Annotated in this window: 26 protein-coding genes; 19 read left to right on the forward strand and 7 right to left on the reverse strand. The window is 70.5% G+C overall.

Going from position 1 to position 24,468, the window contains the following annotated elements; genetic code table 11:
• The first annotated feature begins 12 nt into the window (after positions 1-12).
• From M1D46_RS05565 to M1D46_RS05575, 3 genes are all read left to right on the forward strand, one after another.
• The gene (locus M1D46_RS05565; protein WP_324012471.1) at positions 13-1,038 is read left to right on the forward strand and encodes an alpha/beta hydrolase; all 1,026 of its coding nucleotides are present in this window, start codon (positions 13-15) and stop codon (positions 1,036-1,038) included.
• Positions 1,035-2,492, forward strand: coding sequence for an NAD-dependent epimerase/dehydratase family protein (locus M1D46_RS05570; protein WP_456286881.1), 1,458 nt, complete (start codon positions 1,035-1,037; stop codon positions 2,490-2,492). Before M1D46_RS05565 ends, M1D46_RS05570 begins: the two co-directional genes overlap by 4 nt.
• Before the next feature lie 345 nt (positions 2,493-2,837).
• On the forward strand, positions 2,838-4,202 hold the full coding sequence (locus M1D46_RS05575; protein WP_456286882.1) for an MFS transporter: 1,365 nt from the start codon (positions 2,838-2,840) through the stop codon (positions 4,200-4,202).
• A 44-nt stretch (positions 4,203-4,246) separates the two neighbouring features.
• On the opposite strand, the gene M1D46_RS05580 is transcribed toward M1D46_RS05575, so the two are convergent.
• Entirely contained in the window at positions 4,247-5,260 is a 1,014-nt protein-coding gene (locus M1D46_RS05580; protein ID WP_271173124.1) for a LacI family DNA-binding transcriptional regulator, read from the reverse strand.
• A gap of 207 nt (positions 5,261-5,467) precedes the next feature.
• Here M1D46_RS05580 and M1D46_RS05585 point away from each other — a divergent pair, with 207 nt between their 5' ends.
• The 6 genes from M1D46_RS05585 to M1D46_RS05610 are packed head-to-tail and all read left to right on the forward strand — an operon-like array spanning position 5,468 to position 10,621.
• On the forward strand, positions 5,468-6,244 hold the full coding sequence (locus M1D46_RS05585; RefSeq protein ID WP_456286883.1) for a LamB/YcsF family protein: 777 nt from the start codon (positions 5,468-5,470) through the stop codon (positions 6,242-6,244).
• Positions 6,241-6,951 (forward strand): 5-oxoprolinase subunit B family protein, encoded by a 711-nt coding sequence (locus M1D46_RS05590; protein ID WP_456286884.1) that lies wholly within the window; start codon positions 6,241-6,243, stop codon positions 6,949-6,951. The genes M1D46_RS05585 and M1D46_RS05590 overlap by 4 nt, the downstream gene beginning before the upstream one ends.
• Entirely contained in the window at positions 6,948-7,946 is a 999-nt protein-coding gene (locus tag M1D46_RS05595; RefSeq protein ID WP_456286885.1) for a 5-oxoprolinase subunit C family protein, read from the forward strand. The genes M1D46_RS05590 and M1D46_RS05595 overlap by 4 nt, the downstream gene beginning before the upstream one ends.
• Positions 7,943-8,704 carry an SDR family oxidoreductase gene (locus tag M1D46_RS05600; protein WP_456286886.1) on the forward strand — a complete coding sequence of 254 codons (762 nt, stop codon included), beginning with the start codon at positions 7,943-7,945 and terminating at the stop codon, positions 8,702-8,704. The genes M1D46_RS05595 and M1D46_RS05600 overlap by 4 nt, the downstream gene beginning before the upstream one ends.
• Before the next feature lie 10 nt (positions 8,705-8,714).
• Complete coding sequence (locus M1D46_RS05605) at positions 8,715-9,401, forward strand: 4-carboxy-4-hydroxy-2-oxoadipate aldolase/oxaloacetate decarboxylase (RefSeq protein ID WP_456286887.1); 687 nt, start codon at positions 8,715-8,717, stop codon at positions 9,399-9,401.
• On the forward strand, positions 9,398-10,621 hold the full coding sequence (locus M1D46_RS05610) for an aspartate transaminase (RefSeq protein ID WP_456286888.1): 1,224 nt from the start codon (positions 9,398-9,400) through the stop codon (positions 10,619-10,621). Before M1D46_RS05605 ends, M1D46_RS05610 begins: the two co-directional genes overlap by 4 nt.
• Positions 10,622-10,629: 8 nt before the next feature.
• On the opposite strand, the gene M1D46_RS05615 is transcribed toward M1D46_RS05610, so the two are convergent.
• Positions 10,630-11,424, reverse strand: a complete 795-nt coding sequence (locus M1D46_RS05615) for a DNA/RNA non-specific endonuclease (protein ID WP_456286889.1) — start codon at positions 11,422-11,424, stop codon at positions 10,630-10,632.
• A 194-nt stretch (positions 11,425-11,618) separates the two neighbouring features.
• Between M1D46_RS05615 and M1D46_RS05620 the strand changes: the two genes are divergently transcribed.
• The 7 genes from M1D46_RS05620 to M1D46_RS05650 all read left to right on the forward strand — a co-directional run bounded on the left by M1D46_RS05620 (position 11,619) and on the right by M1D46_RS05650 (position 19,895).
• Positions 11,619-13,292, forward strand: a complete 1,674-nt coding sequence (locus M1D46_RS05620; RefSeq protein WP_456286890.1) for an ABC transporter substrate-binding protein — start codon at positions 11,619-11,621, stop codon at positions 13,290-13,292.
• A gap of 62 nt (positions 13,293-13,354) precedes the next feature.
• Positions 13,355-14,380, forward strand: coding sequence for an ABC transporter permease (locus M1D46_RS05625; RefSeq protein ID WP_324012464.1), 1,026 nt, complete (start codon positions 13,355-13,357; stop codon positions 14,378-14,380).
• A complete protein-coding gene (locus M1D46_RS05630; RefSeq protein ID WP_416383275.1) occupies positions 14,374-15,288 on the forward strand; it encodes a carbohydrate ABC transporter permease in 915 nt (304 codons plus the stop codon). The genes M1D46_RS05625 and M1D46_RS05630 overlap by 7 nt, the downstream gene beginning before the upstream one ends.
• Positions 15,289-15,291: 3 nt before the next feature.
• Positions 15,292-15,975, forward strand: a complete 684-nt coding sequence (locus M1D46_RS05635; protein ID WP_456286891.1) for a hypothetical protein — start codon at positions 15,292-15,294, stop codon at positions 15,973-15,975.
• A complete protein-coding gene (locus tag M1D46_RS05640; protein ID WP_456284653.1) occupies positions 15,972-17,189 on the forward strand; it encodes an endo-1,4-beta-xylanase in 1,218 nt (405 codons plus the stop codon). Before M1D46_RS05635 ends, M1D46_RS05640 begins: the two co-directional genes overlap by 4 nt.
• Positions 17,190-17,267: 78 nt before the next feature.
• Positions 17,268-18,281: a LacI family DNA-binding transcriptional regulator gene (locus M1D46_RS05645; protein ID WP_456286892.1), complete on the forward strand. Its 1,014-nt coding sequence runs from the start codon at positions 17,268-17,270 to the stop codon at positions 18,279-18,281.
• A gap of 75 nt (positions 18,282-18,356) precedes the next feature.
• A complete protein-coding gene (locus M1D46_RS05650; RefSeq protein ID WP_456286893.1) occupies positions 18,357-19,895 on the forward strand; it encodes a molybdopterin-dependent oxidoreductase in 1,539 nt (512 codons plus the stop codon).
• 6 nt (positions 19,896-19,901) lie between these two features.
• Here the strand turns inward: M1D46_RS05650 and M1D46_RS05655 are convergent, their stop codons facing one another.
• Positions 19,902-20,354, reverse strand: a complete 453-nt coding sequence (locus M1D46_RS05655) for an Lrp/AsnC family transcriptional regulator (RefSeq protein WP_282978961.1) — start codon at positions 20,352-20,354, stop codon at positions 19,902-19,904.
• A 62-nt stretch (positions 20,355-20,416) separates the two neighbouring features.
• On the opposite strand from M1D46_RS05655, the gene M1D46_RS05660 reads away from it, so the two are divergent.
• The 3 genes from M1D46_RS05660 to M1D46_RS05670 are packed head-to-tail and all read left to right on the forward strand — an operon-like array spanning position 20,417 to position 22,022.
• On the forward strand, positions 20,417-21,127 hold the full coding sequence (locus tag M1D46_RS05660; RefSeq protein WP_456286894.1) for an AzlC family ABC transporter permease: 711 nt from the start codon (positions 20,417-20,419) through the stop codon (positions 21,125-21,127).
• Positions 21,120-21,449, forward strand: a complete 330-nt coding sequence (locus tag M1D46_RS05665; protein WP_456286895.1) for a branched-chain amino acid transporter permease — start codon at positions 21,120-21,122, stop codon at positions 21,447-21,449. The genes M1D46_RS05660 and M1D46_RS05665 overlap by 8 nt, the downstream gene beginning before the upstream one ends.
• A gap of 33 nt (positions 21,450-21,482) precedes the next feature.
• On the forward strand, positions 21,483-22,022 hold the full coding sequence (locus M1D46_RS05670; protein WP_456286896.1) for a YaeQ family protein: 540 nt from the start codon (positions 21,483-21,485) through the stop codon (positions 22,020-22,022).
• A gap of 75 nt (positions 22,023-22,097) precedes the next feature.
• Here the strand turns inward: M1D46_RS05670 and M1D46_RS05675 are convergent, their stop codons facing one another.
• The 4 genes from M1D46_RS05675 to M1D46_RS05690 are packed head-to-tail and all read right to left on the reverse strand — an operon-like array spanning position 22,098 to position 24,320.
• Positions 22,098-22,859 (reverse strand): ABC transporter permease, encoded by a 762-nt coding sequence (locus M1D46_RS05675; RefSeq protein ID WP_271173098.1) that lies wholly within the window; start codon positions 22,857-22,859, stop codon positions 22,098-22,100.
• Entirely contained in the window at positions 22,856-23,623 is a 768-nt protein-coding gene (locus M1D46_RS05680) for an ABC transporter ATP-binding protein (protein WP_456286897.1), read from the reverse strand. Before M1D46_RS05680 ends, M1D46_RS05675 begins: the two co-directional genes overlap by 4 nt.
• A complete protein-coding gene (locus M1D46_RS05685; RefSeq protein ID WP_456286898.1) occupies positions 23,620-23,985 on the reverse strand; it encodes a DUF1048 domain-containing protein in 366 nt (121 codons plus the stop codon). Before M1D46_RS05685 ends, M1D46_RS05680 begins: the two co-directional genes overlap by 4 nt.
• Positions 23,986-23,987: 2 nt before the next feature.
• Positions 23,988-24,320, reverse strand: a complete 333-nt coding sequence (locus M1D46_RS05690; RefSeq protein ID WP_324012442.1) for a PadR family transcriptional regulator — start codon at positions 24,318-24,320, stop codon at positions 23,988-23,990.
• Between the last annotated feature and the right edge of the window lie 148 nt (positions 24,321-24,468).

Raw genomic sequence — 24,468 nt, forward strand, 5'->3', positions numbered from 1 at the left:
GAGGAGATGCTCATGACGACACCTGCCCGCCCACCGCTCGACCCGGCGCTCGCGACGATCGTCGAGATGGTGCCCGCCCTGTCAGCGCCGCTGACGCTTGAAGGCATCGCGGCATCCCGCGCGACGTCCTTCGACCCGCCGATCGATGACCTCCTGAGCGGGCGGGGGCTGGTCCGCTCCGATCACACCGTGCAGACTGCGGATGGCGGCCAGATCCTCGTCAGCGTCATCGCGCGCGCGGAGCACGGCGATCCCTCCGCGCCGGGCGTCCTCTGGATACACGGAGGCGGCATGGTGGCAGGTGACAGGCACTCCGGCGTCGCACTGCCGCTTCAGTGGGTGGAGGAGCACGACGCTGTCCTCGCGAGCGTCGAGTACCGGCTGGCGCCTGAGCATCCGGACCCGATCCCCGTCGAGGACTGCTACACCGCGCTGTGCTGGTTCTCCGCCCACGCGGAGGATCTGGGGTTCGATCCGGAGCGGCTCCTGCTCGCGGGAGGAAGCGCGGGCGGCGGACTCGCGGCGGGGGTCGCGCTTCTGGCGCGCGACCGGCGGGGCCCGCAGATCGCTTGGCAGCTGCTGCAGTGCCCGATGCTCGACGACCGAGACCGGACCGTCTCGTCGCACCAGTTCGTCGATGGCGGGCCGTGGCCGCGCCGCAGCAACCAGACCGGCTGGAGAGCGCTGCTCGGAGATCGGGTGGGCGGGCCCGAGGTGTCGCACTACGCGGCGCCGGCCCGAGCCGCCGACCTCACCGGGCTGCCGCCGACATTCATCGACGTCGGCGACGCGGAGGTGTTCCGCGATGAGGCGGTGGAGTACGCGTCGCGACTCTGGCGGGCCGGGGTCAACTGCGAACTTCACGTCTGGCCCGGCGGTTTCCACGGGTTCTCGAATGTGCCTGGCGTGCCCGTCGCCGAGTCGGCGACGCGCGCCATCCACGACTGGGTGAGGCGTCGACTCCAGCCGCCGCTCGATCTGAGCGCGCAGCTGTTCGCAGCGAGCTCGTCGCCAGTCGGCCCGGAGCTCGAGTCGTGAGCCCCCGTCCGCCCCGCACCGTCCTCCTCACGGGCGCCACCGGGAACTGGGGGCGAGCGACGCTCCGCGCGTTCCGCGAGCACCCCGAGCTGACGGTCCGTGCGTTCGCGCTGCCGAATGCCGCCGATCGGAGCGTGCTCGACGAGTTCCGCGATATGCCGAATCTGCAGGTCGTGTGGGGCGACCTCGTCCGGTACGACGACGTGCTCGCCGCGGTCACCGGAGTCGACGTCGTGCTTCATGTCGGCGCCGTGGTCTCGCCCGCTGCCGACGAGAAGCCCGCGCTCGCCCGGCGCGTGAACATCGGGTCGATGCAGAACATCATCCGGGCCGTCCGCGCGCAGGACGACCCTGGATCGATCGCGGTGGTGGGGATCGGCTCCGTCGCCCAGACAGGCGACCGCCAGGAGCCGGTGCACTGGGGTCGGGTGGGAGATCCCCTGCGGGTCTCTCAGTTCGACGAGTACGGCCAGACGAAGATCGTCGCGGAGCGCCTCCTCATCGACTCGGGTCTGCCCCGCTGGGCGTGGCTCCGGCAGACCGGCATCTTCCACCCCGCGATGCTGGAGATCAGGGACCCGATCATGACCCACTCGCCGTTCGGCGGGGTCATGGAGTGGGTCTCGGTCGAGGACGCGGCGCGGCTGCTCGTGGGCATCTCGGCGTCCGATGTGCCCGAGGAGCTCTGGGGAGGCATCTACAACATCGGGGGCGGGGAGGGGTGGCGTCTGACCAACTGGGAGCTGCAGACGGCGCTCGGCGCGGCGATGGGCGTTGCCGACATCCGACGCTGGTATGACCGCAACTGGTTCGCGCTTCAGAACTTCCACGGCCAGTGGTACACAGACAGCGACCGGCTCGACGCGCTCGTGCCCTTTCGTCGCGACACGTTCGCCGAGGCGCTCGAGCGTGCGATCAGGTCCGCGCCCCGCTCCGTTCGGTGGGCGGGACGGGTGCCGTCGTGGATCGTCAAGAACCTGGTGATGCGCCCCCTCACTCGCCGGCCGCGGGGCACGATGGCCGCCGTGCGCACGCGGAATATCGAGGAGATGTCCGCCCATTTCGGCTCATGGGAGAGGTGGGAGCGGATCGGCGGCTGGGAGACATTCATCCCGCCCGCACCCTCGAGGACTCCTGCGTTCCTGGACCACGGGTATGACGAGTCGAAGCCGTCGGCGGAGTGGGATGCCGACGACTACCGCGAAGCTGCGGCCTTCCGCGGCGGTGAGCTGCTCGGCGACGCCTCCGTCGGCGACGCGGCGACTCCGCTCATCTGGCGATGCGCGCTCGGACACGTCTTCGCGGGGAGTCCGAGGCTGATTCTCCGCGGGGGTCACTGGTGCCCCGAGTGCACGAGAGACCCCTCGAGCTATGAGCGCCAGGCGGAGGAGAACCTGTTCCTCCGCCAGGTGGTGGAGCCCGGCCTGGCGGTGTCGCGCCCGACGCCGGTCTGAACCCTCTCAGGGTCTCCCTGCTCGAATGGCTTCGCCCTCGCCCGGGATCCTGGTGCGGGTGCCGCGGGTCGACTCCGCGCCCTGCCGAACCGGATGAGCGATGGCAAAGCGCGTGGCACAGAGCGCGATCTCCTCGGGCCCTCCATGCGGGGATTCCGCGGGTCATCGGCGATCGTCTGGCACATCGACGGCACATTGCTTGTTCCTGTCGTTCTCCCGTTCCTACAGTGCGAGCAGCACCTCGTCGCCCCTCACGAGAGCTGACCTGCAGCACCCCCTGTCCGGGTGAACGGCGAATGACACCCGATCGCCGACCTTCACCGAGATCCCGCCGATGGAGGCGAAATGACGAACACTGCATCACACAGGAAGACGCCGGCGAAGGCCGCGATCGCGTCCTGGGTCGGCACGACCCTCGAGCACTACGACTTCGCGGTCTACGGAACGGCCGCAGCGCTGGTTCTGAATGTCCTCTTCTTCCCCGAGGACCTGCCGGATGGCATCAAGGTGCTGCTGAGCATGGCCACGTTCGCGATCGGATTCGTGGTGCGTCCGCTCGGTGCCTTCATCCTCGGCCCCATCGGCGACCGCTTCGGGCGGAAGTTCGTGATGATGATCACGCTGTTCGGGATCGGCGCGTGCACGTTCCTGATCGGATGCCTGCCCACGTACGAGCAGATCGGAGTGCTCGCGCCGATCCTCCTGACGGTCATCCGCATCCTCCAGGGGCTCTCGGTGTCCGGCGAGCAGGCGAGCGCGATCACGATGAGCCTCGAGCACGCGCCCGAACGCCGTCGGGCGTTCACCACGAGCTTCGTGACGAGCGGGTCCGCGTCCGGTGGGCTGCTGGCGACCGCCGTGTTCATCCCGTTCGCGGCCCTTCCGCAGGAGCAGCTGCTGGCGTGGGCGTGGCGCGTCCCGTTCTGGCTGTCGGCGGTCGTCGTGGTCGTCGCCTACATCATCCGCCGCAGCCTCGAGGAGCCGCCCGCATTCCTCGAGACGCAGGCGATCAAGGTCCAGCTCTCCCCCCTCACCCAGGCGACGCGATTCCACTGGGTCACCATCATCCGCATCGCGGCCTGCGCGATGATCGCGGGCGTCAGCTACCTCTTCGCCTCCTTCTCGGTCTCCTTCGCGACGGTCGGCTACGAACTCGACAAGCCCACGATGCTGTGGGTGCCGGTCTGCGCGAGCTTCCTCGCCATCCTGTACACCCCTCTGGCCGGCCTGCTCGCCGACCGCATCGGACGGCGCACCGTCTTCATCATCGGCGCGGTCGGGGCCGGCATCACGACCGCCCCCTACCTGTGGGCGATCACGCAGGGCAACTGGCCCCTGATCTTCGTGCTCGGCATCCTCTGCAACGGCCTCTTCTACTCGACCGCGAATGCGGCGTGGCCCGCCTTCTTCGCCGAGATGTTCCCGCACCGTGTTCGGGTGTCGGGCCTCGCGGCCGGGACGCAGATCGGCTTCGCGATCGCCGGCGCCATCGGCCCCGTCGCGTCGACGGCGCTTGCGGGGGCGGACCTGACCGGATGGGTGGGGCCGGCCCTGCTCGCGATCGGCCTGATGCTCGTCGCGACGATCTCCGCGGCGACGGCCAAGGAGACGCGTGGCCATACCCTCGACGAGATCGACGACCTGCAGCAGAGCGAGCGCGAGAAGGAGGTCGTCACGGCCGCGATCGTGCTCCCGCGGTCCGTCTCGTAGGGCCCGGATGCGACCGACCCCTCAGCCCGCTCTGGGCTGAGGGGTCAGTCGCGCTGTCGGGGGCCGGTCGACGCGCGCACGGTGAGATGCGCCGAGATGTGGTCGACGCGATCGGACCGATCCCGAGTGGAGAGGCGGCCGATGAGCATGTCGACGGCCGCCCGACCCGCGCTCTCGCCGGGGGAGGTCACGGTCGTCAGCGGCGGATGGGAGAACGAGGAGCCGAAGATGTCGTCGCAGCCGACGATGCTGAGATCCTCGGGAACCGACACACCCAGGCGGTGCAGGCGATCGAGCGCGCCGATGGCGAGCACGTCGTTGAAGAAGATGCACGCGGTGGCGCCGGTGAGGACGACGGCATCGGCGGCCGCCGCTCCGTTCGCGAGCGTCGGCTGGTAGCGGCCCACGACCACGAGCTCGACCTCCCGTTCCGCGGCCGCGGCGGAGATCGCCTCGAAGCGGATCTCGTCGGTCCAGGACCCGTGGGGACCGCGCACATAGGCGATGCGATCGTGGCCCAGCGAGTTGAGGTAGTGCACCGCCTGACCGAGCCCCGCCGGGGTGTCGATGACGACGCCGGAGAGGCCCGGTGCCGCGCGGTTGATCATGACCGTGGGCGTGATCTGGGCGACGGCGCGAAGCGCGTCGTCGTCGATCCGCGGGGAGGAGACGACGATCCCGTCCACCGTCCGCGCCATCTCGCGCAGCCACTGCTCCTCCATGGGCAGCGACTCCTCGGTGCTGACGAGGAGATGGAGGTAGCTCGCGGCGCGGATCTGCGCCTGCGCTCCGCGCGTCACGTCGAGGTTGAAGGGGTTGGTGAGGTTCGGGAGGACGAGGGCGATCGTCCCTCGCGCCATCCTGTTGTCCGCGGCGGGAAGAAGCGCCGACGTGTAGCCCATCTCCCGCGCCTTCGCGGTGATGCGCTCGTACATCTCGGCGCTCACCCGATTCGGGTTCGAGAACGCGCGCGACACCGTGGAGGGCGCGACCCCGCACGCCTCGGCGATCTCGGTCAGAGTGACGCGACGCTGGATGCGACGGGCGGGGATGACCATGGGTCGATGGTATCCGAGACCGGCACGATCGGGTGCGGCGCGAGGCAGGGATCATGGCAATGAATGTGCCATGTCTTGGGTCATCCTCCTTGAGTTGACAGGGACAGTGCGGCGATTGCGGCACAAGGATCGCACATTCCCTTCGCATCGGATTTCCACGGTTCTAGCCTGGGCACGCCAGCGGATCGAAGAGGAGAGGAGCTGACGATGACCCGGAGGATCGATCTGGTCGCAGATCTCGGCGAGGGCTTCGGCGCCTGGCGGATGGGCGACGATGCCGCTCTCCTCGACATCCTCACGTCGGCGAACATCGCCTGCGGCTTCCACGCCGGCGACCCGCAGATCATGGACGAGACCGTGCGCTCCTGCGTCCAGCGCGGGGTCGGCATCGGGGCGCATCCCTCCTTCCCCGACCGGCAGGGGTTCGGGCGCCGTGACATGGGGCTGACAGCCGACGAGGTGCGTGCCGACGTGCTCTACCAGATCGGCGCCCTGCAGGCGTTCGCCGCGTTCCACGGCGCACGGGTCGCCCACGTCGCGCCCCACGGTCGCCTCGGCAACCTCGTCGCGGTGCGTGAGGACTACGCCGACGCCGTCACGGCGGCCGCGCGGCGCCTCGACCCCGAGCTCATCATCCTCGCGCAGGACGGCATGCTCGCCGACGCGGCGCGTGCGGCGGGGCTGCGCGTGGGCATCGTCGGGATCGCCGACCGCGCATACGAGGATGACGGCACGCTCGTGCGGCGCAGCGAGCCCGGCGCGGTGATCCACGACGCAGAGGAGATCCGCCGCCGCACCGTGCGGATGGTCGTCGACGGCGTCATCGAGAGCCGCAACGGCGTGCTCATCCCCGTCGCGTGCGACACAGTGCTCGTCCACGGCGACACCGCGGGAGCGGTCGCGCTCGCGCAGGAGATCCGCCGCGGCCTCGAGGCCGCCGGCGTCGAGATCGCCCCGCTCGCGGACTGGCTGGAGGCGTCGTGACGAATCCGCTCGTGGTGATCTCGCCGAGCGGGACATCCGCTCTCCGCGTCGCGAGCGCTCTGCCAGACCGCGAGGCAGGCTGGCGGCTCGTCCACCATCTCGCGCGCTTCCTCGACGCCTCGCGCGTCCCCGGCGTCGCGTGCGTCATCCCGACCTACGACGCGGTGCTCGTCGAGATCGACCCGATCGACGTCTCCCTCGACGCGCTGCGCGACTATCTCGCTCAGGCGGCCGAGCAGATCGACGTCGACCGACCGCTCAGTCAGAGGCCGCGCGAGTTCGACGTGCCGGTGCTGTACGACCTCGCGGGCGAGCTCGACCTCCGCGACGTCGCCGATGCGCAGGGCCTGAGCGTGGACGAGGTGGTCCGCCTCCACAGCGAGCCCGCCTATGTCGTGCGCTGCCTGGGAGCGCCGGGGGGATCGCCGATGCTCGACGGGCCTCCGTTCCCACGCCCGGTGCCCCGTCTCGCGAGCCCGCGATCCCACGTGCCTCAGGGAGTGGTCTCGGTCGCAGGACGCCAGGCGACGATCACGCCCGCTGCGGCCCCGGGCGGGTGGCCGCTCATCGGGAGGACGCCGCTGACGGTTCTCGACCTCGACGCCGAGCCGTTCGTGCCCTACGAGCCGGGAGACGTGATCCGCTTCCGGCCGATCGATGCGGATGAGTACGCATCGCTGCTCGGCACGCGCATGGAGGCGCGATGAGTGCGGGAGCGCTGACGTTCATCGAGGCGGGCTCGACCCAGGTGACCGACCTCGGCCGCCGTCGTGGCCCTCGCTACGGCGTTCCGGTCAACGGCGCGCTCGACCAGAGGTCGGCTCGCATCGCCAACATCCTCGTCGGCAACTCCGATGACGAGCCGCTCCTGGAGCTCACCGCGCTCGACGTCGAGTTCGTGCCCGATGTCGATATCCTCCTCGCGGTCACGGGCGCCGACGGGCACCTCACGGTGGACGGCGTCGGCCGACCCTCGAACCAGCCCGTCTCCGTCCGCGCGGGTGAGACGGTCGCCCTGCGCGACCTCCAGGGCGGGCTGCGCGCGTACGTCGCAGTCCGCGGGTCTTTCGACGTCCCGCGACTGCTCGGCAGCTGCGCGCCCGACTCGGTTCTCGGATTCGGCGGGCGGGTCGCGGCGGGGCAGGCGATCGCCGTCCGGCGGTCGACGCCGGTGATCTTCAACCAGCATTTCGCCGCCGAGCTGTACTGCCTCGACGTGCCGCGCCTGCCGACGGGATTCGTCATCGACGTCACGGATGGCCCGGACATCGCGGATTTCGCGGGCACCGCGGGGCGCCTGTTCGATCAGCCCTATCTCGTCACGCCGACGAGCAACCACATCGGACTCCGGATGATCGGCCCCCTCCCCGAGCGCGCGACCGGGGGCGAGGTGCTCTCGCGCGGCGTGCCCGTCGGCGCCGTCGAGGTGCCGCCCGGGGACGAGCTCCTCGTCCTCCATCGGGGGCGCGGCGTCACCGCCGGCTATCCCGTGCTCGCGGTTGTGACGCCCGGATCGCTCGACCTGCTCGCCCAGGTGCGGCCGGGCCAGCGTGTGCGATTCCGCAGGATGCCGGCGTCGGGCGCGGCGGCGAGGGCACGCGCCGAGCGCGTCGAGCTGGAATCCCTCCGTCTTCGCGTCCAGTCCGTGTTCTCGGCGCTGGACGCGCTCTCAACCGCCACCACCGGAAGGACTCTCTCATGACTTTCTCCGACTACCGCGTCGCGCTCGTCACCGGTGCGACCAGCGGCGTCGGCCGTGGCGCGATCGACCTCTTCCTCGCGAAGGGGCTGACCGTGCACGCCGTCGCGCGCGACGAGTCGCGACTCGAGGCGCTTGCCGAGAAGGGGGTGATCACCCACGCGCTCGACGTCCGGGACACCGCGGCGCTCACGCGCGCGCTCGCCGGGATCGAGGCCGACATCGTGCTCAACAGCGCGGGCGTGAGCCGACCGGGGAACATCCTGAGCGCGTCGGCCGAGGATCTGGACGACCTCATCGAGGTGAACCTCACGGCGGTGATGCAGATCCTGCGTCTGCTCTTCCCCGAGATGGTCGAGCGCGACCGCGGCCACGTCCTCAACATCTCCTCGATCGCGGGGCACTACAACTTCTTCGGCCACACCGCCTATCACGCGACCAAGGCCGCCGTGCATCAGCTCTCGCGTCAGCTCCGCAATGACGCGCTCGGTCGCCGCGTGCGGGTGACCGAGCTCAGCCCCGGCCGCATCGAGACCGAGATCTTCTCGCGCAACCTCGGCGGCACGCCGGAGACGGACGCGGAGGCGTGGGCGACCTACTACGAGGGCTACGAGTCGCTCACGGTCGACGACGTCGTCGCCGCCATCGAGTTCGCGGTCGACGCGCCGTCGCACGTCAACGTCGGCCTTCTCGAGCTCATGCCGACCTTCCAGGTGCCGGGAGGCCTCACCTTCGATCGCCGCGAACAGGACGCGGAGTAAGGACAGCGACATGGTTCACGTCACCACGAGGATCGAGCGGGCCGAGGCGTCCGACGTCGAGCGGCTCGGCCAGTTCAGCGCGGCCACCATCCACGAAGCGCAGGGGCGGCGCGGCGCGCTGGACGCGCGGATCAAGCCGATCGATCCGGACACCTCCTTCGTCGGCTCGGCTTTCACCGTCGTGTGCGCCCCGCGCGACAACCTCATGCTGCAGGTCGCGATCCACTACGCGCAGCCGGGAGACGTCCTCATCGTCTCTGCGGGCGAGTACGCCGAAGCGGGGATGTTCGGAGACGTGCTGGGCAACGCCTGCAAGGCGAAGGGGATCGCCGCGCTCGTCACGGACGCCGGCGTGCGCGACACGCGAGAGCTTCGCGAGCTCGGACTGCCCGTGTTCTCGGGCAGCGTGTCGATCAAGGGCACCGTGAAGGAGACCCTCGGCGCCCTGAACCAGCCTGTCGTGTTCGGCGGCGAGCTCATCCGTCCGGGCGACGTCGTCAAGGGCGACGCCGACGGCGTCGTCGTCGTCCGCCGCGAGGAGGTCCGAGAGGCGGCGGAGCTGTCGGCGGCGCGCGATGCGCACGAGGCGTCCCTGATCGAGAAGTACTGGGCCGGAGGCACGACGATCGAGCTGTGCAACCTCGCCGAGGTGCTGAAGGCCAAGGGGCTCACGACCGATATCGTGGTCGCACCGTGAGCGCCGCCGCGGCCTCGTCGTTCCGGGCAGCGGCGCGCCTCGAACGCATCAAGCCCTCGCCGAGCACGGCGGCGGCAGCGCGCGTGCGTGCGCTCAAGGCTGAGGGGCGCCGGATCCTCGATCTCACGGTCGGCGAACCGGACTTCGACACTCCGGAGCACGTGAAGCAGGCCGCGATCGCCGCGATCGAGGCGGGCGAGACGAAGTACACCGCCGTGAACGGGACGCCTCGCCTGCGTGAGGCGATCCGAGGATCACTGCGGCGCACGCACGGCATCGAGTACGCGGACGCCGAGATCACCGTCGGCGGGGGAGGGAAGCAGGTCATCTTCCTCGCGCTGATGGCGACGCTCGACGCCGGCGACGAGGTGCTGATCCCCGCTCCCTACTGGGTCTCCTACCCCGACATGGTCCGCGCGAACGACGGCACGCCGGTCATCGTGCCGACCTCGGCGGAGGACGGGTACAAGCTCACCGCGGACGCGCTCGAATCGGCGATCACCGCTCGCACGACCTGGGTCATCCTGAACAGCCCCGGCAATCCGAGCGGCGCGATCTACACCGAGCAGGAGCTCGCCGCGCTCGCCGACGTGCTCCGCCGTCATCCCGCGGTGTCCGTACTCTCCGACGAGATCTACAGCGAGATCTCGTTCACGGGGGCGCCCGCGCCCAGCCTCGCGGCCGTCGCCCCCGATCTGCGGCACCGCGTGCTGGTCGTGTCGGGCGTCTCCAAGTCGTACGCGATGACCGGGTGGCGTCTGGGCTACGCGGCCGGCGATCCCGCCCTCATCGGCGCGATCAACACGCTCCAGTCGCAGACGTCCTCCTGCCCGTCGTCGATCAGCCAGGCGGCTGCGGCCGCCGCGCTCGAAGGGCCGCAGGACTTCATCGCCGATTCGGTTCCCCGCTACGCCGAGCGCCGCGACGCCGCCGTGGCGGGCATCGGGGCGATCGACGGTCTCCTTCCCGTCGTCCCGGACGGTGCGTTCTACCTCTACGTCGACTGCGCCGGGATCATCGGCCGCACCGCACCGGACGGACGCATCCTGTCCGACGACCAGGACGTCACCCTGTACCTGCTCGACCGGGCGGGCGTCGCGGTGATCCAGGGGTCGGCATATGGCCAGTCGCCGTTCTTCCGGATCTCGTTCGCGACCGACCTGCGGACGATCGCCGAAGCGGTCGAGGGAATCGCGGAGGCGGTGCAAGCGCTCCGCTGAGCGCACCCTCACACGATGACGTCCTCCCGCGAGCTCAGCGCGCGCCATCCGCTCGCCCGCACCTCGGGGCGATCGAGCACGTCGGCGGTCTGCAGCAGCCCGAGGTCGAGCTCCGCGAGCTCGGCGATGTCGGCGATCGGCACCTGGAACGTGCGGAACGCGCCGAGCGGCGGCGTCGCGAACCGGCCCCCGCTCGTGTCGACGAGGTCGGTCTGGTCGAGCACGAAACCGGTCGCCGCGAGCCCGCTGTCCGTGCGCCACGCGGCGATCTTCCAGAAGCGCAGCGGCACCCGGATGCCGCGATAGGGCGGGTCGTCGCCGTCGAGCACCGGGGCGGTGAAGACCGAAAGCCGCTGATCGGTCGTCTCGGCGTACGCGAGAACGTGGTCCTCGAGGCCGAGCCAGAGCTCCTTCGACTGGTTGAAGCCCGCGGCCTGGGGCGCGGCGTTCGTGTAGAAGAACGTCGCCTCCATCGCGGCGCGCGCGTCGTTCACCGAGCCCCAGCCCGGGTCTCGGCGGCGGACGAGGTGCCCGCGATCGAGGTCGTTGCCGGCATACACCGCGGGCCCGGTCTGCTCACGCTCGGGCACGCGCGGATCGAGGCGCCACTCGCCGCTGCGGCGCAGATCCTGCAGCTGAGCGCCGTCGATGTTCACGGCGGTGACCGCCGCCAGCCGGCGATCGGTGTCGAGGAGGACGGAGAACCGCGGATAGGTCAGCTCACGGATGGCGCGAGCCGGGTCGGGCGCGGGAAGGGGGAGATCGATGTCGAGGAAGTCGGACGCATAGCCGTCTGAGGTCACGCGAGCAGTCTCGCGCGGACCGCGGACACTGTCGACGCCTGGGTCACGCCGGATGCTCGAGGCAGGCTCGTCCCTTGCGCTAATTGTGGCTATTGACAACGTTTCGGGCCCGCCCTACTCTTCAGAAAGTCTCGAAGTCGCTTCCGAAAGTTTCGGAGCCGCGAGCACAGCAGCCGATCTCGAAGAGGAGAATCATGGTTCGTTCCACGCGCCGGACAACGTGGGTCCGCGCAGTCGCAGCAGCGGGGGTGGTGGCCGGCCTCGTCGCGACGAGCGCCTGCACGGCAGAGGGCGGAGACGCCGCCGAAGTCGATGTCGATGCGCAGTCGGTCGGGGCGATGGAGGACTTCGCCGCCGACGAGCAGTTCACGGCGACGGAGCCCTTCGACCTCTCGATGCTCTGGACCGACTGGCCCGAGGTGCCGGTCACCGACGACTGGCAGATCTTCGACGTCATCGAGGAGCGGACAGGCGTCTCGATCGACCTCACCCACATCCCCTTCAGCGATGCGACCGAGAAGCGCAGCCTGCTCATCTCGGCCGGCGACGCCCCCACGGTCATCCCGCTCGTCTACACGGGCGAGGAGGAGCCGTTCGTCTCGTCGGGCGCCGTCCTCCCCATCAGCGACTACGTCGAGTACATGCCGAACTTCCAGAAGTACGTCGAGGAGTGGGACCTCGGCGCGATGGTCGAGCGGCTCAAGCAGTCCGACGGCAAGTACTACATGCTGCCGGGCCTGCAGGAGGTCTCGGTCCCGGTCTTCACGCTCATCATCCGCAAGGACGTGTTCGACGAGGTCGGCGCTCCGGCGCCCGAGACCTGGGAGGACCTCCGCACGGGCCTCGAGCTCATCAAGGAGAAGTACCCCGACTCGAAGCCCCTGGCCGACGGCTTCGAGGGCCAGTCGATGCTCAACTACGCGGCTCACGCGTTCGGCACGCAGGCCGGATGGGGCTTCGGCGACGGCACGATCTGGAACGAGGAGAAGGGCGAGCTCGAGTACGCCGGCACGTCCGAGGGCTACCGCTCGATGGTCGAGTACTTCCACGGGCTCGTCGAGGCCGACCTGCTCGACACCGAGTCGTTCACGGCGGCCGATGCGGGCGGCGGCGCGGCGAACGTCGCGGAGAAGATCGCGAACAACCAGGTCTTCGCCGCCTCCGGCTCGAACGGCACGGTGAACGAGTTCGCGGCGGCCCTCGACGCGGCCGGCGTGACCGACTACGAGCTGGTCCAGCTCGCGCCCCCGGGCGGAGAGGCGGGCATGCTCGTCGAGCCGCGCAACTTCTGGAACGGGTTCATGCTGAGCGCCGACATCGCGGAGTCGCCGAACTTCATCGCGACGCTGCAGTTCCTCGACTGGCTCTACTACAACCCGGAGGCGCGCGAGCTGCTCCGCTGGGGTGTCGAGGGAGAGACCTACGACAAGGCGGCCGACGGCACGATCACCCTGAAGCCCGAGTTCTCGTACGACGACTTCAACATCAACCCCGACGGCGCGACCGACATCAAGAAGGATCTCGGATGGGGCAACGATGTGCTCGCGGGATCGACCGAGTCGCGAGAGCTCAAGGAGTCGTACAACGCACCGCAGTTCGTCGAGTACATCGACACCGTCCTGTCGACGCGGACACCGCGCGACCCGAACCCGCCCGCCCCGCTCGACGAGGCCGAGCTCGAGCAGGCGTCGCTCCTGTCGACGCCGCTCTCTGACGCGGTCCGCACCGCGACGCTGCAGTTCATCCTCGGAGACCGCGACCTCTCCGAATGGGACGCGTACGTCGCGGAGCTGGAGGCCGCCGGCCTGCAGACCTATGTCGATCTCATCGACGGCGCGCGCGAGCGCTTCGCGGAGCAGAACGGCTGACGCACTCCGGGTCGCCGCCGCGCGCGCGGCGGCGACCCGGAACCCGTCGAAGGGATGACGACATGACCTCCACGACCACGGGTGCGGCGCTCGCCGCAGACCCGTCCTCCGCTCCGCCGGGCGCGACGACGACTCGCGTGATCACGACCGCGGGCGGGCCCCGCGGCCGCGCTGGGCGACGCGGCCGGACGCCCTGGCGCACCGCGCTGCGGCGGGACTGGCAGCTCTACGCCCTCGCCCTGCTGCCCCTGATCTTCTTCGCGATCTTCCGCTACGGCCCCATGATCGGCAACGTCATCGCGTTCCGCCGGTTCCGCCCCGGCGGGAGCATCCTCGGCGAGGAGTGGGTCGGCTTCCGCTACGTCGAGATGTTCATCAAGGACCCGGCCTTCTGGCAGGTGTTCGCGAACACGGCCATCCTCGGCGGCCTCACCCTCCTCGTGTGCTTCCCGCTGCCGATCATCCTCGCCCTCATGCTCAACGAGGTGCGCAAGCGCGCGTTCAAGCGCGTCGTGCAGTCGATCTCGTACCTGCCGCACTTCCTGTCGGTCGTGATCGTCGTCGGCATGGTCATGCAGCTGCTGTCGCTGCAGGGCACGGTCAACCAGATCATCACCGCGATGGGCGGCGAGGCCATCCCGTTCCTGCAGCGGCCGGAGTGGTTCCGCGCCGTCTACGTCGGGTCCGAGGCGTGGCAGACCGTCGGATGGGGGACCATCCTCTACCTCGCGGCCCTCACGACGATCGACGAGTCGCTCTACGAGGCCGCGCGCATCGACGGCGCCAACCGGCTGCAGCAGATCTGGCACGTGACGCTCCCGGGCATCCGGCCGACGATGATCACGCTGCTCATCCTCAACATCGGGTCGTTCCTCAACGTCGGGTTCGAGAAGGTGCTGCTCCTCTACAACCCGCTGACGTACTCGACGGGAGACGTCATCTCGACGTACCTGTACCGCGTCGGCCTCGTGTCGAACAACCTCAGCTACGCCGCCGCGATCGGACTCTTCCAGGCCCTCATCGGCCTCGTGATGGTCCTCGGCGCGAACTACCTGTCCCGGCGAATGGTGGGAACGAGCCTGTGGTGACTCTTGCTCAGCGGGCACCGTCCCGCACTGTCGGCAATCGCGACTCCGTCGGGTACCGCGTGTTCACGGTCGTGAACACGGGCCTGCTCATCCTCGTGTGCCTCGCGATGCTCTATCCGTTCATCACGGTGCTCGCGCAGTCGTTCAGCTCGTCGGGCGCGATCAAGGCCGGGCAGGTGAGCTTCTGGCCCGTCGACTTCAACGTCGACACCTACGCGGCCGTGATCGGCAACGGGATGTTCTGGCGCAACTACGGCAACACCGTGCTCTACACGGTCGTCGGCACGGCGATCGCGATGGCCCTGACGACGTCGTACGCGTACGTCCTCTCGAAGCACCACCTCCGCGGGCGCCGTCTGCTCATCGGCATCGCCGTGTTCACGATGTTCTTCAACGGCGGCCTCGTGCCGAACTACGTGCTCATCTCGTCACTCGGCATGAAGAACACGATGTGGGCGATCGTGCTCCCCGGCGCGATCTCGGTGTTCAACCTGCTCGTGATGAAGTCGTTCTTCGAGAACCTCCCGCACGAGCTCGAGGAGGCCGCTCAGATCGACGGGCTCGGATGGTTCGGGATCTTCACGCGCATCGTCCTGCCGCTGTCGAAGGCCGTGATCGCGACGATGATCCTGTTCTACTCGGTCGCGTTCTGGAACGACTGGTTCAGCGCGTTCCTGTATCTCGACAAGAACGAGCTCTTCCCGGTCACGCTGTTCCTGCGGAACCTCATCGCGGGCGCCTCCACGACCGCGAGCGAGAGCGCGGCCGTGGGCAGCACCGCGGCCGACCTCAACGCGAACATCCAGTCGGTCACGATGATCCTCACGGTCATCCCGATCCTCTGCGTGTACCCGTTCGTGCAGCGCTACTTCGTCTCGGGCGTCATGCTCGGCTCGGTGAAGGGCTGACGGATGGCCGCCGAGCTCGTCGACGAGGTGGGCACCGGGGTCCTCTCCCGGGCCACGGCCGTCGTGTACCGCTGGATCGTCCTCGCGGCGTTCCTCGCGCTGATGGGCGCGCCGACCCTGCTCGCGTGGATGGCGCTCGGCCTCGCCGACGGCGTCTCGCCGGCGCTCTACGTCGTGGCGCTCCTCCCGGTCGCGCCGGCTCTCTCGGCGGCGCTCTACGCGCAGCGCGCGTGGGCGGAGGCGCCCGACCTCCGCCCCGCGCGCGCCCTGTGGCGCGGGCTCGCGCGGAACGCGAAGGACGTCGCGCTCTGGTGGGCGCCCGTCCTCGCGGCGGCCGCGATCCTGGTCGTGAACGCGACCGGAGCGGATGCCGCGCCCGGCGGCGCCGTGCTGCGTCCGGTCGCGATCGTGCTGCTCGCGGTGCTCGCGCTCTGGTCGGGGCACCTGCTCGTCGTGACCGCGTACTTCTCGTTCCGCACGCGCGACGCCCTCCGGATCGCGGCGGCCGAGCTCTTCTCCCAGTGGCGCGCCACCCTCGGGTTCGCGTCGCTCGCGATCGTCGCGGCCGCGGTCGTGGCGCTCGCGTCCGAAGCCGTCCTCCTGCTGTGCGCGTGGGCCTTCGCGCTCCTCCTGCGCAGCGTCTCCCGTCCTGTCGAAGCCGATGTGAAAGCGAGATTCACCCGATGACCGATGTCCTCACCTCCTCCCGATACCGCCACCGCGAGGTGGACGCGAGCGTGCTCGTGCGCGGCGCCGACGGGGAGCCCCTCCGCGAGCACGACGTGACCGTGGCGCAGCTGCGCCACGAGATCGGGTTCGGATGCACGGCGCCCGGTGTGCCGGGGGAGGGGCCGCTCGCGCGCTGGCTCGACCTGTTCGACACGGCGACCCTGCAGTTCTACTGGGGGCGCTACGAGCCGGAGCCCGGGCAGACGAAGGAGGCCGAGCTGACGCGGCAGGCGCGCGCGCTGAGCGGGCACGGGGTGCGGCTCAAGGGCCATCCGCTCGTCTGGCACACGGTCAAGGCGCCCTGGGTCGACGCCCTCCCGCTGGATGAGGCCGAGGCGGCCCTGCGCGGCCGCATCCGCCGCGAGGTGAGCGCGTTCGCGGGGCTCGTCGACACGTGGGACGTCGTCAACGAGGCCGTGATCATGCCCCGCTTCGAGAACGAGCCCGACGGCATCCGCAACGCCATCACGCGCCTGTGCGAGAAGCACGGACGCGTGGAGTTCATCCGGATGGCCGTCGACGAGGCGCGCGCGGTCAACCCCGAAGCGGTGCTCGTCCTCAACGACTTCGATCTCGGGCCCGACTACGAGCGGCTCATCGAGGAGGTGCTCGACGCGGGCGTGCGCATCGACGCGATCGGCCTGCAGTCGCACATGCACCAGGGCTTCCGCGGCGAGGAGCAGGTGCACGCCATCTGCGAGCGCTTCGCGCGCTTCGGGCTGCCCCTGCACTGGACCGAGACGTCCCTCGTCTCGGGCGACCTCATGCCGAAGCACATCGACGACCTCAACGACTACGTCGTCGAGGACTGGCCATCGACCCCGGAAGGGGAGGAGCGGCAGGCCGACGAGATCGTGCGGCACTACCGCACGCTCGTCGAGCATCCGTCGGTCGCGGCCATCACCTACTGGGGCTTCGACGACGCCACGGCGTGGCTGAACGCGCCGAGCGGCCTCATCCGCCGCGACGGCTCGCCGAAGCCCGCGTACGACGCGCTGCGCGATCTGGTCCGCGGCGAGTGGTGGCTCGAGCCGACGACCGTGCGGACCGACGCCGACGGGCGGCTTCCGCTGCGGGCGTTCGCGGGCGAGTTCGAGGTGACCGCCGCCGGGCGGCGCGGCGTGCTCTCGGCGGCCGCGGGCGTCTCGGACGCCGAGGTCGAGCTGCGCTGATCCGAGGGTGCCGGGGCCTGCGAGCCCCGGCATCCTCGGGCATAGGATGTTCCGGAAGTCTCGGCGGGGAGGGTGCGGATGCCACGAGGCGGCGCGACGATCGCGACGATCGCCAGAGAGGTCGGCGTCTCGGTGCCCACGGTCTCGCGCGTGCTCAACGGGCGCAGCGACGTCGCCCCCGCGACGCGTCGCCGGGTCGAGGAGGCCCTCGCGCGGCACGACTACCGCAAGCCCGTCGGGCCGGCGTCCCCCACGAAGACCGCGGGGCTCCTCGACCTCGTGTTCCACGAGTTCGGCAGCTCGTGGGCGCAGGAGATCATCGTCGGCGTCGAGAAGGCGGCGGCGCCGCGTCGCGTCGGCGTCGTGCTCAGCGAGCTCGGCGGCTCCCACCGCCCGCCGCAGGAGTGGATCGACAGCATCACGGCCCGCGGCACGCGTGGCGTGCTCCTCGTGCTCTCGCGCCTCGACGACACGCAGCAGCGGCAGCTCATGGCCCGGTCGATCCCCTTCGTCGTGCTCGACACCGACGGCGAGACTCCCGCCGGCGTGCCCACCGTGGGGTCGAACAACTGGAGCGGCGGCCTCGCGGCGACGCGGCACCTCATCGAGCTCGGGCATCGCCGCATCGCCATCATCTCGGGGCCGGAGAACGTGCTGTGCTCGCGCGCCCGTGTCGACGGCTTCCGCAGCGCGCACACCGAGATCGGGCTCGACGTCGACCCGTCGCTCGTCCGCTGGGGCACCTTCGAGGTCGAGGGCGGCTACGAGCACGGGCTCGAGCTCCTGCGCCGCCCGGATCGGCCGACCGCGGTGTTCGCGGGGTCCGACGTGCAGGCACTCGGGTTCATCCGCGCGGCGCACGAGCTCGGCCTGCGGGTGCCCGAGGACGTCTCCGTCGTCGGCTACGACGACCTGCCGCTCGCGTCGTGGCTCGCGCCGTCGCTCACGACCGTGCGCCAGCCGCTCGCCGAGATGGCCGCGCTCGCGACGCAGATGCTCATCGCGCTCTCGGATGGCGAGCCCCTCGCGTCGCAGAAGGTCGAGCTCGGGACCGAGCTCATCATCCGGGAGTCGACCGCCCCGCCGGCGTGAGACGCCCTCCCGCCGTGCCCGCATCCGCGCGATGATGGGAGCGAGCCGCTTCTCGGCTCCGATCGCGGGAGAGCGATGACGACACGGGCGGGCGATATCGCCGCGGACGCCGGGCAGAGGCGACGCGCGGCGGGAGCCGGCGCGGCCTCCGTGATCCTCGGCGCGGGCCTCGGCGAGCTCGTCGCCGCATGGTGGGCTCCGGCGTCGCGGCCGACCGCGGTCGTCGGCGCGGCGCTCATCGATCTCGCGCCGCCGTGGGCCAAGGACCTCGCGATCGCGCTGTTCGGCACCGCCGACAAGATCGCCCTGCTCGTCGGCATCGCGCTCGTGCTCGCCGCGGTCGGCGCCGGCGCCGGGCTGCTGCAGCGCGCGCGGCCGCACTGGGGCGCCGTCGCCCTCCTCGCGGCCGGACTGGTCGGGGTCGCGGCCGCCCTCACGCGGGCCGACGCCGACGCGCTCTCCGCGGTCCCGTCCGCCGTCGCGGGGATCCTGTCCGCGGCGGCCCTCGCCGTCCTGGTGCCGGCGCGCCGACGAGGCCCGCGCGGCGACGGGCTCTCGCGACGGCGATTCCTCCTGCTCACCGTGTCCGCGGCGGTCGTGGGTGCGGCGGCCGCGGTCGCGTCGACGACGAGCCGCGTCGCGAGCAGCGCGGTCGCGGCCATCCGCGACGCCCTCGTGCTGCCGCGCGCGTCGACGCGCGCGACGGTGCCCGCGTCGGCGTCCCTCGACATCGAGGGGATCGCTCCCGTGATCACCCCGAACGACGCGTTCTACCGCATCGACACCGCCCTCGTCGTGCCCGAGCTCGCCCCCGCCGACTGGAGGCTCCGCATCCACGGCCTCGTCGACCATCCGTACGAGCTCACCTGGGACGACCTCATGGCCCTGCCGCTCGAGGAGTCGGTCACGACGCTCGCGTGCGTGTCGAACCCCGTCGGCGGCGACCTGATTGGCAACGCCGTCTGGCTGGGGTATCCCGTGCGCGAGCTCCTCGCGCGGGCGGTGCCGCAGCCCGATGCCGACATGGTGCTGTCGCGCTCGGTCGACGGCTTCACGGCGGGAACGCCACTCGAGGCGCTCACCGACGCGCGGAACGCGATCCTCGCGGTCGGGATGAACGGCGAGCCCCTCCCGCTCGCGCACGGCTTCCCCGCGCGGCTCGTCGTGCCCGGCCTCTACGGCTACGTGTCCGCGACGAAGTGGGTGGTCGAGCTGGAGGTCACGCGCTTCGATCGCGCGCGGGCGTACTGGACGGATCGCGGATGGTCCGAGCGCGGCCCGATCAAGCTGCAGTCGCGCATCGACGTGCCGCGCAGCGGCGCTGTCGCGGCGGGCCGGGTCGTCATCGCGGGCGTCGCGTGGCAGCAGCAGGCGGGGGTCGCGCGCGTCGAGGTGAGTGTCGACGACGGCGCATGGCAGGACGCCGAGCTCGCGACGGCGATCTCCGACGACACGTGGGTGCAGTGGTCCGCCGCGGCCGATCTCGCTCCCGGGGAGCACACCATCCGCTGCCGCGCCGTGAGCGCGGACGGCGAGGTGCAGACGGGGGAGGCCGCGCCGGTCGTCCCCGACGGCGCGACCGGCTGGCACACGGTGCGCGTCACGGCGCGCTGACCCCGCCTACTCCTTGACGAGCCACATCGTCTGATGCGACGTGATGCGGTTGACGGCGGGAAGGCGCGAGAGCTTCGGCAGGGTCTCGAGCGCGTACTGGTCCTGATCCGCGACGAGGATGCGCAGGTAGTAGTCGGGCTGCCCGAACATGCGGCGCAGCTCGAAGACCTCGGGCACGGCGCTCGCGGCGGCCTCGAAGTCCTCGATCGTCTGGCCGTCGTTGACGGCGATGTCGATCGACGCGATCACCTCGAAGCCGCGCCCCGCGGCCTTCGGGTCGAGCACGGCTCGGTACCCGCGGATGACTCCGGTCGCCTCGAGGCGCTGCACGCGGCGCAGGCACGGGGCCGGCGTGAGGCCGACGCGGCGGGCGAGCTCGAGGTTCGTCAGACGCGCGTCCGCCGTGAGCTCGCGGATGATTGCGTGGTCGATGTCATCCAGCTCATGTTTATTGCGCATGATCCGATTATCCCGCCTGATTTCGCAAGCACTGTGCGCGCTGATTTCCTTACGATTGCGGTGTGACCACATCCGTCCGCTCCGCGCGCGCGACCGACGACATCCGGGCCGGCGCGCGCACGGTCGCCCCGGCCTGCCTCGCGGTGATCCCGCTCGGGCTCGCGCTCGGCGTCCTCGTCGTCCAGTCGGGGCTCGACTGGTGGTGGGGGCCCGTGATCGCGGCGTTCGTGTTCGCCGGCTCGCTCGAGTTCCTCCTCGTGGGGATGATCGCGGCCGCCGCGCCGCTCGCGCAGATCGCGGTGAGTGCCCTGCTCGTGAACTTCCGTCACGTGTTCTATGCGCTCTCCTTCCCGCTGCACCGCGTGCGCGGACGCGGCGCGCGGGCCTACAGCACGTTCGCGCTCACCGACGAGGCCTATGCCCTCACCGCGACGCCGGAGTCCGCGGGCTGGAGCGGTGCGCGCATCCTCGCGATCCAGGGACTCTTCCACGGCTCCTGGGTGGCGAGCGTCGCGGCGGGGTCGGCGCTCGGCGTGCTCATCCCGCCGCAGGTCGTGGGGCTCGACTTCGCCGTGACGGCGCTGTTCGTCGTCCTGAGCATCGATGCGTACCGCATCCGGCGGTCCATCCCGGTCGCCGTGGTCGCCCTGCTCTGCGCGCTCATCGCCGCGGTCGTGACGCCGCACGACATGCTGCTCACGGCCATGGGCCTGTTCCTCGCCGCGCTCGTCGTGCGGTTCCTCATCGAGCGGAAGGGGTCGCGCCGTGGATGAGCGGTACATCGCCGCGGCGATCGCGATCTCGGGGCTCATCACGTGGGCGCTGCGCGCGGTGCCCTTCGCACTCCTGCGTCCGCTGCGCGACAGCGAGCTGCTCGCCTACGTGGGCGAGCGGATGCCCCTCGGCGTGATGATCATCCTGGCGGTCTACACGCTCCACGACCTCCGCCCGGAGATGGCGTCGGCGCTGCCGCCCCTTGTCGCGCTGGGGGTCACGGTCGCCCTGCACCTCTGGCGCGGCAACGCCGTGCTGAGCCTCTTCGCCGGCACGGTCGTGTGCACCGTGCTCGCCTCGACGCTCGCGGCCTGGGCCTGACCGCGGGGTCGGCGGCCGATAGGCTCGGTCTCCATGGCCATCGGCGCGACGATCCACACCTTCACGGTCCAGCTGGCGGACGTCGACCGCGGCGTCTACGACGAGCTCGTCCTCCGCGTCGCGCGCCATCCGTCCGAGACGGACGCCTACATGGCGACGCGGGTGCTGGCGTACTGCCTCGAGCACGCGGAGGGGATCGCGTTCGGCGAGGGGGTCTCGTCGACGGATGAGCCCGCCGTGCTCGTGCGCGATCTCACCGGCGCGATCACCGCGTGGATCGAGGTCGGCGCGCCCGACGCGGAGCGGCTCCACTTCGCGAGCAAGCTCGCCGAGCGCACCGCGGTGTACACCCACCGCGACCCCGCGAAGGTCGTCGCGGCGCTCGCGGGCAAGACGATCCACCGGGCCGACGACATCGTCGTGCGCAGCTTCGACCCGGGCTTCATCGACGATCTCGTGCGCGTGCTCGAGCGGCGCAACACGATGACCGTCTCGGTCTCCGACCGGCACCTCTACGTCGACCTCAACGGGTCGAGCGTCAGCTCCGCCCTCCACGATCACGCGATCGCCTGACGCGAAGAGCCCCGTCCCGTCCGAATCTGCTCGGACGAGACGGGGCTCGGGTGCGGTCGGGGCGACATGCCCGCCTCACGTGAAGCGGCGACGGTACACGGCCAGGGACGCGAGGTACGCGACGACGAGGATCCCGATGCACCACGCGAGCGCGACCCACAGGTCGGCGCCCACAGGCTGCTCCGCGAGGAGGCTCCGGATGCTGTTCACGATCGACGTCACGGGCTGGTTCTCGGCGAACCAGCGCACGGGCCCCGGCATCGACTCCGTGGGGACGAACGCCGAGCTGATGAACGGCAGGAAGATGAGCGGGTACGAGAACGCACTCGCGCCATCCACCGTCTTGGCCGAGAGGCCCGCGATCACGGCGACCCACGTGAGCGCGAGGGTGAAGACCGTGACGATCCCGGCGACCCCGAGCCAGGCGCCGAATCCCGCGGGCGAGCGGAAGCCCATCAGCAGGGCCACGAGCACGACCACGAGCACCGACACGAGGTTCGCGACGACCGAGGTCGCCACGTGAGCCCACAGCACGGCCGAGCGCGCGATCGGCATCGACTGGAACCGCTCGAGGATGCCGCCCTGCAGATCCATGAAGAGCCGGTACGCCGTGTAGGCGATGCCCGACGCCACGGTGATGAGCAGGATGCCCGGCAGCAGGTAGTCGACGTACGATCCCGCTCCCGTCTCGATCGCGCCGCCGAGCACGAAGACGAACAGCAGCATGAGCGCGATCGGCGTGACGACCGTCGTGATGATGGTGTCGGGGCTGCGCCCGATGTGCCGCAGCGAGCGCCCGGTGAGGACGGCCGTGTCGGCGAGGACATGCGCGGTCATGCCGCTTCTCCTTCCGTGTCGCCCACGAGCGCGAGGAACACGTCCTCGAGGCTGGGCTGCTTCTCGATGTACTCCACCTCGGTCGGCGGCAGCAGCCGCTTGAGCTCGGCGAGCGTGCCGTTCACGATGATCCGGCCGCGGTGCAGGATGGCGATGCGGTCGGCGAGCTGCTCGGCCTCGTCGAGGTACTGCGTCGTGAGCAGGACGGTCGTGCCGCCGGCCGCGAGCTCCCTGACCGTCTCCCACACCTCGATGCGCGCCTCGGGGTCGAGACCGGTGGTCGGCTCGTCGAGGAAGATGATCGACGGATCGCCGATCAGGCTCATCGCGATGTCGAGGCGGCGGCGCATGCCGCCCGAGTACTCGCCCGCCTTGCGGTCGCCCGCGGCCGTGAGCGAGAAGCGCTCGAGCAGCTCGTCCGCGACGGCGCGCGGGTTCGGCAGGTGACGCAGTCGCGCCACGAGGACGAGGTTCTCGCGGCCTGTCAGCACCTCGTCGACCGCCGCGAACTGGCCCGTGAGGCTGATCGCCGCGCGAACCTGCCCGGCCTGCGTCGCGACGTCGAGCCCGGCGACCTGCGCGCGGCCGGCGTCGGCCGCGAGCAGGGTCGAGAGGATCCTCACGAGCGTCGTCTTGCCGGCGCCGTTCGACCCGAGCAGCGCGAAGATGCTGCCGGGCGCCACCTCGAAGTCGACGCCGCGCAGGACGGCGAGGTCCTTGTAGGACTTCTCGATCCCCTGCACGCGGATGGCCGGCGCGGTCATGATCGCCCTCCCGTCGCGTCGGCGACGGCCTTGCGGAGGCGCTCGCGCTCCCGGTCGATCCACTGACGGCTCCGATACGAGCGCACGAACTCGTCCGCGAACTCGACCGGGTCATCGCCCACGATCTCGCGCACGGCCATCCCGTCGACCGCCGCGCGCTCGAAGAGGTCGGCGAGGTCGCCGAGCATCGTGATCATCGTGTCGCCGTCGGTGATGCCGCCCTGGTACATGAGGTAGCGGTCGACCGCCTGCGCGACCGTGCGGTGCGGCTCGGGGAGCTCCTCGATCCGCGCCTTGTACTGCCGGTACTGCTTCTTCTGCTCGAGCGAGCCCGTGAGGGCTTCGATCCACTTCGCTGCCATGGTCACCTCTCCTTGTCGTCGTGGAGCTGTTCGATGCGCTCTGCGAGGAAGCTCCACGTCCTCCAGAACTCGGCAAGCTGCTCGCGCCCCTGCGGGTTGAGCGAGTACACCTTGCGCGGCGGGCCCTTCTCCGACGGGACCTTCTCGACGTCGACGAACCCCTTCTGCTCGATCCGGACGAGCAGGGCGTAGACGGTGCCCTCGACGAGGTCCGTGAATCCCTGCTCGCGCAGCCGCGCCGTGATCTCGTACCCGTACGCGGGCCGCCCGGCCAGGAGCGCGAGCACGATGCCCTCGAGCGTGCCCTTGAGCATCTCGGTCATCTGATTGCCCATCGCTCACCTCCTCTACTCTGTGTTGCTGACTACCACTAGACGGTAACACTGAGTACCGGTACTTGGCAACACTGAATACCGAATTCTGCGGAACACGCCGTGAGCGTTCACGGAACTCTTGACCTCACCGCGCGGTGTGCCTATCGTG

It is taken from the genome of Microbacterium sp. JZ70 (assembly GCF_053903225.1).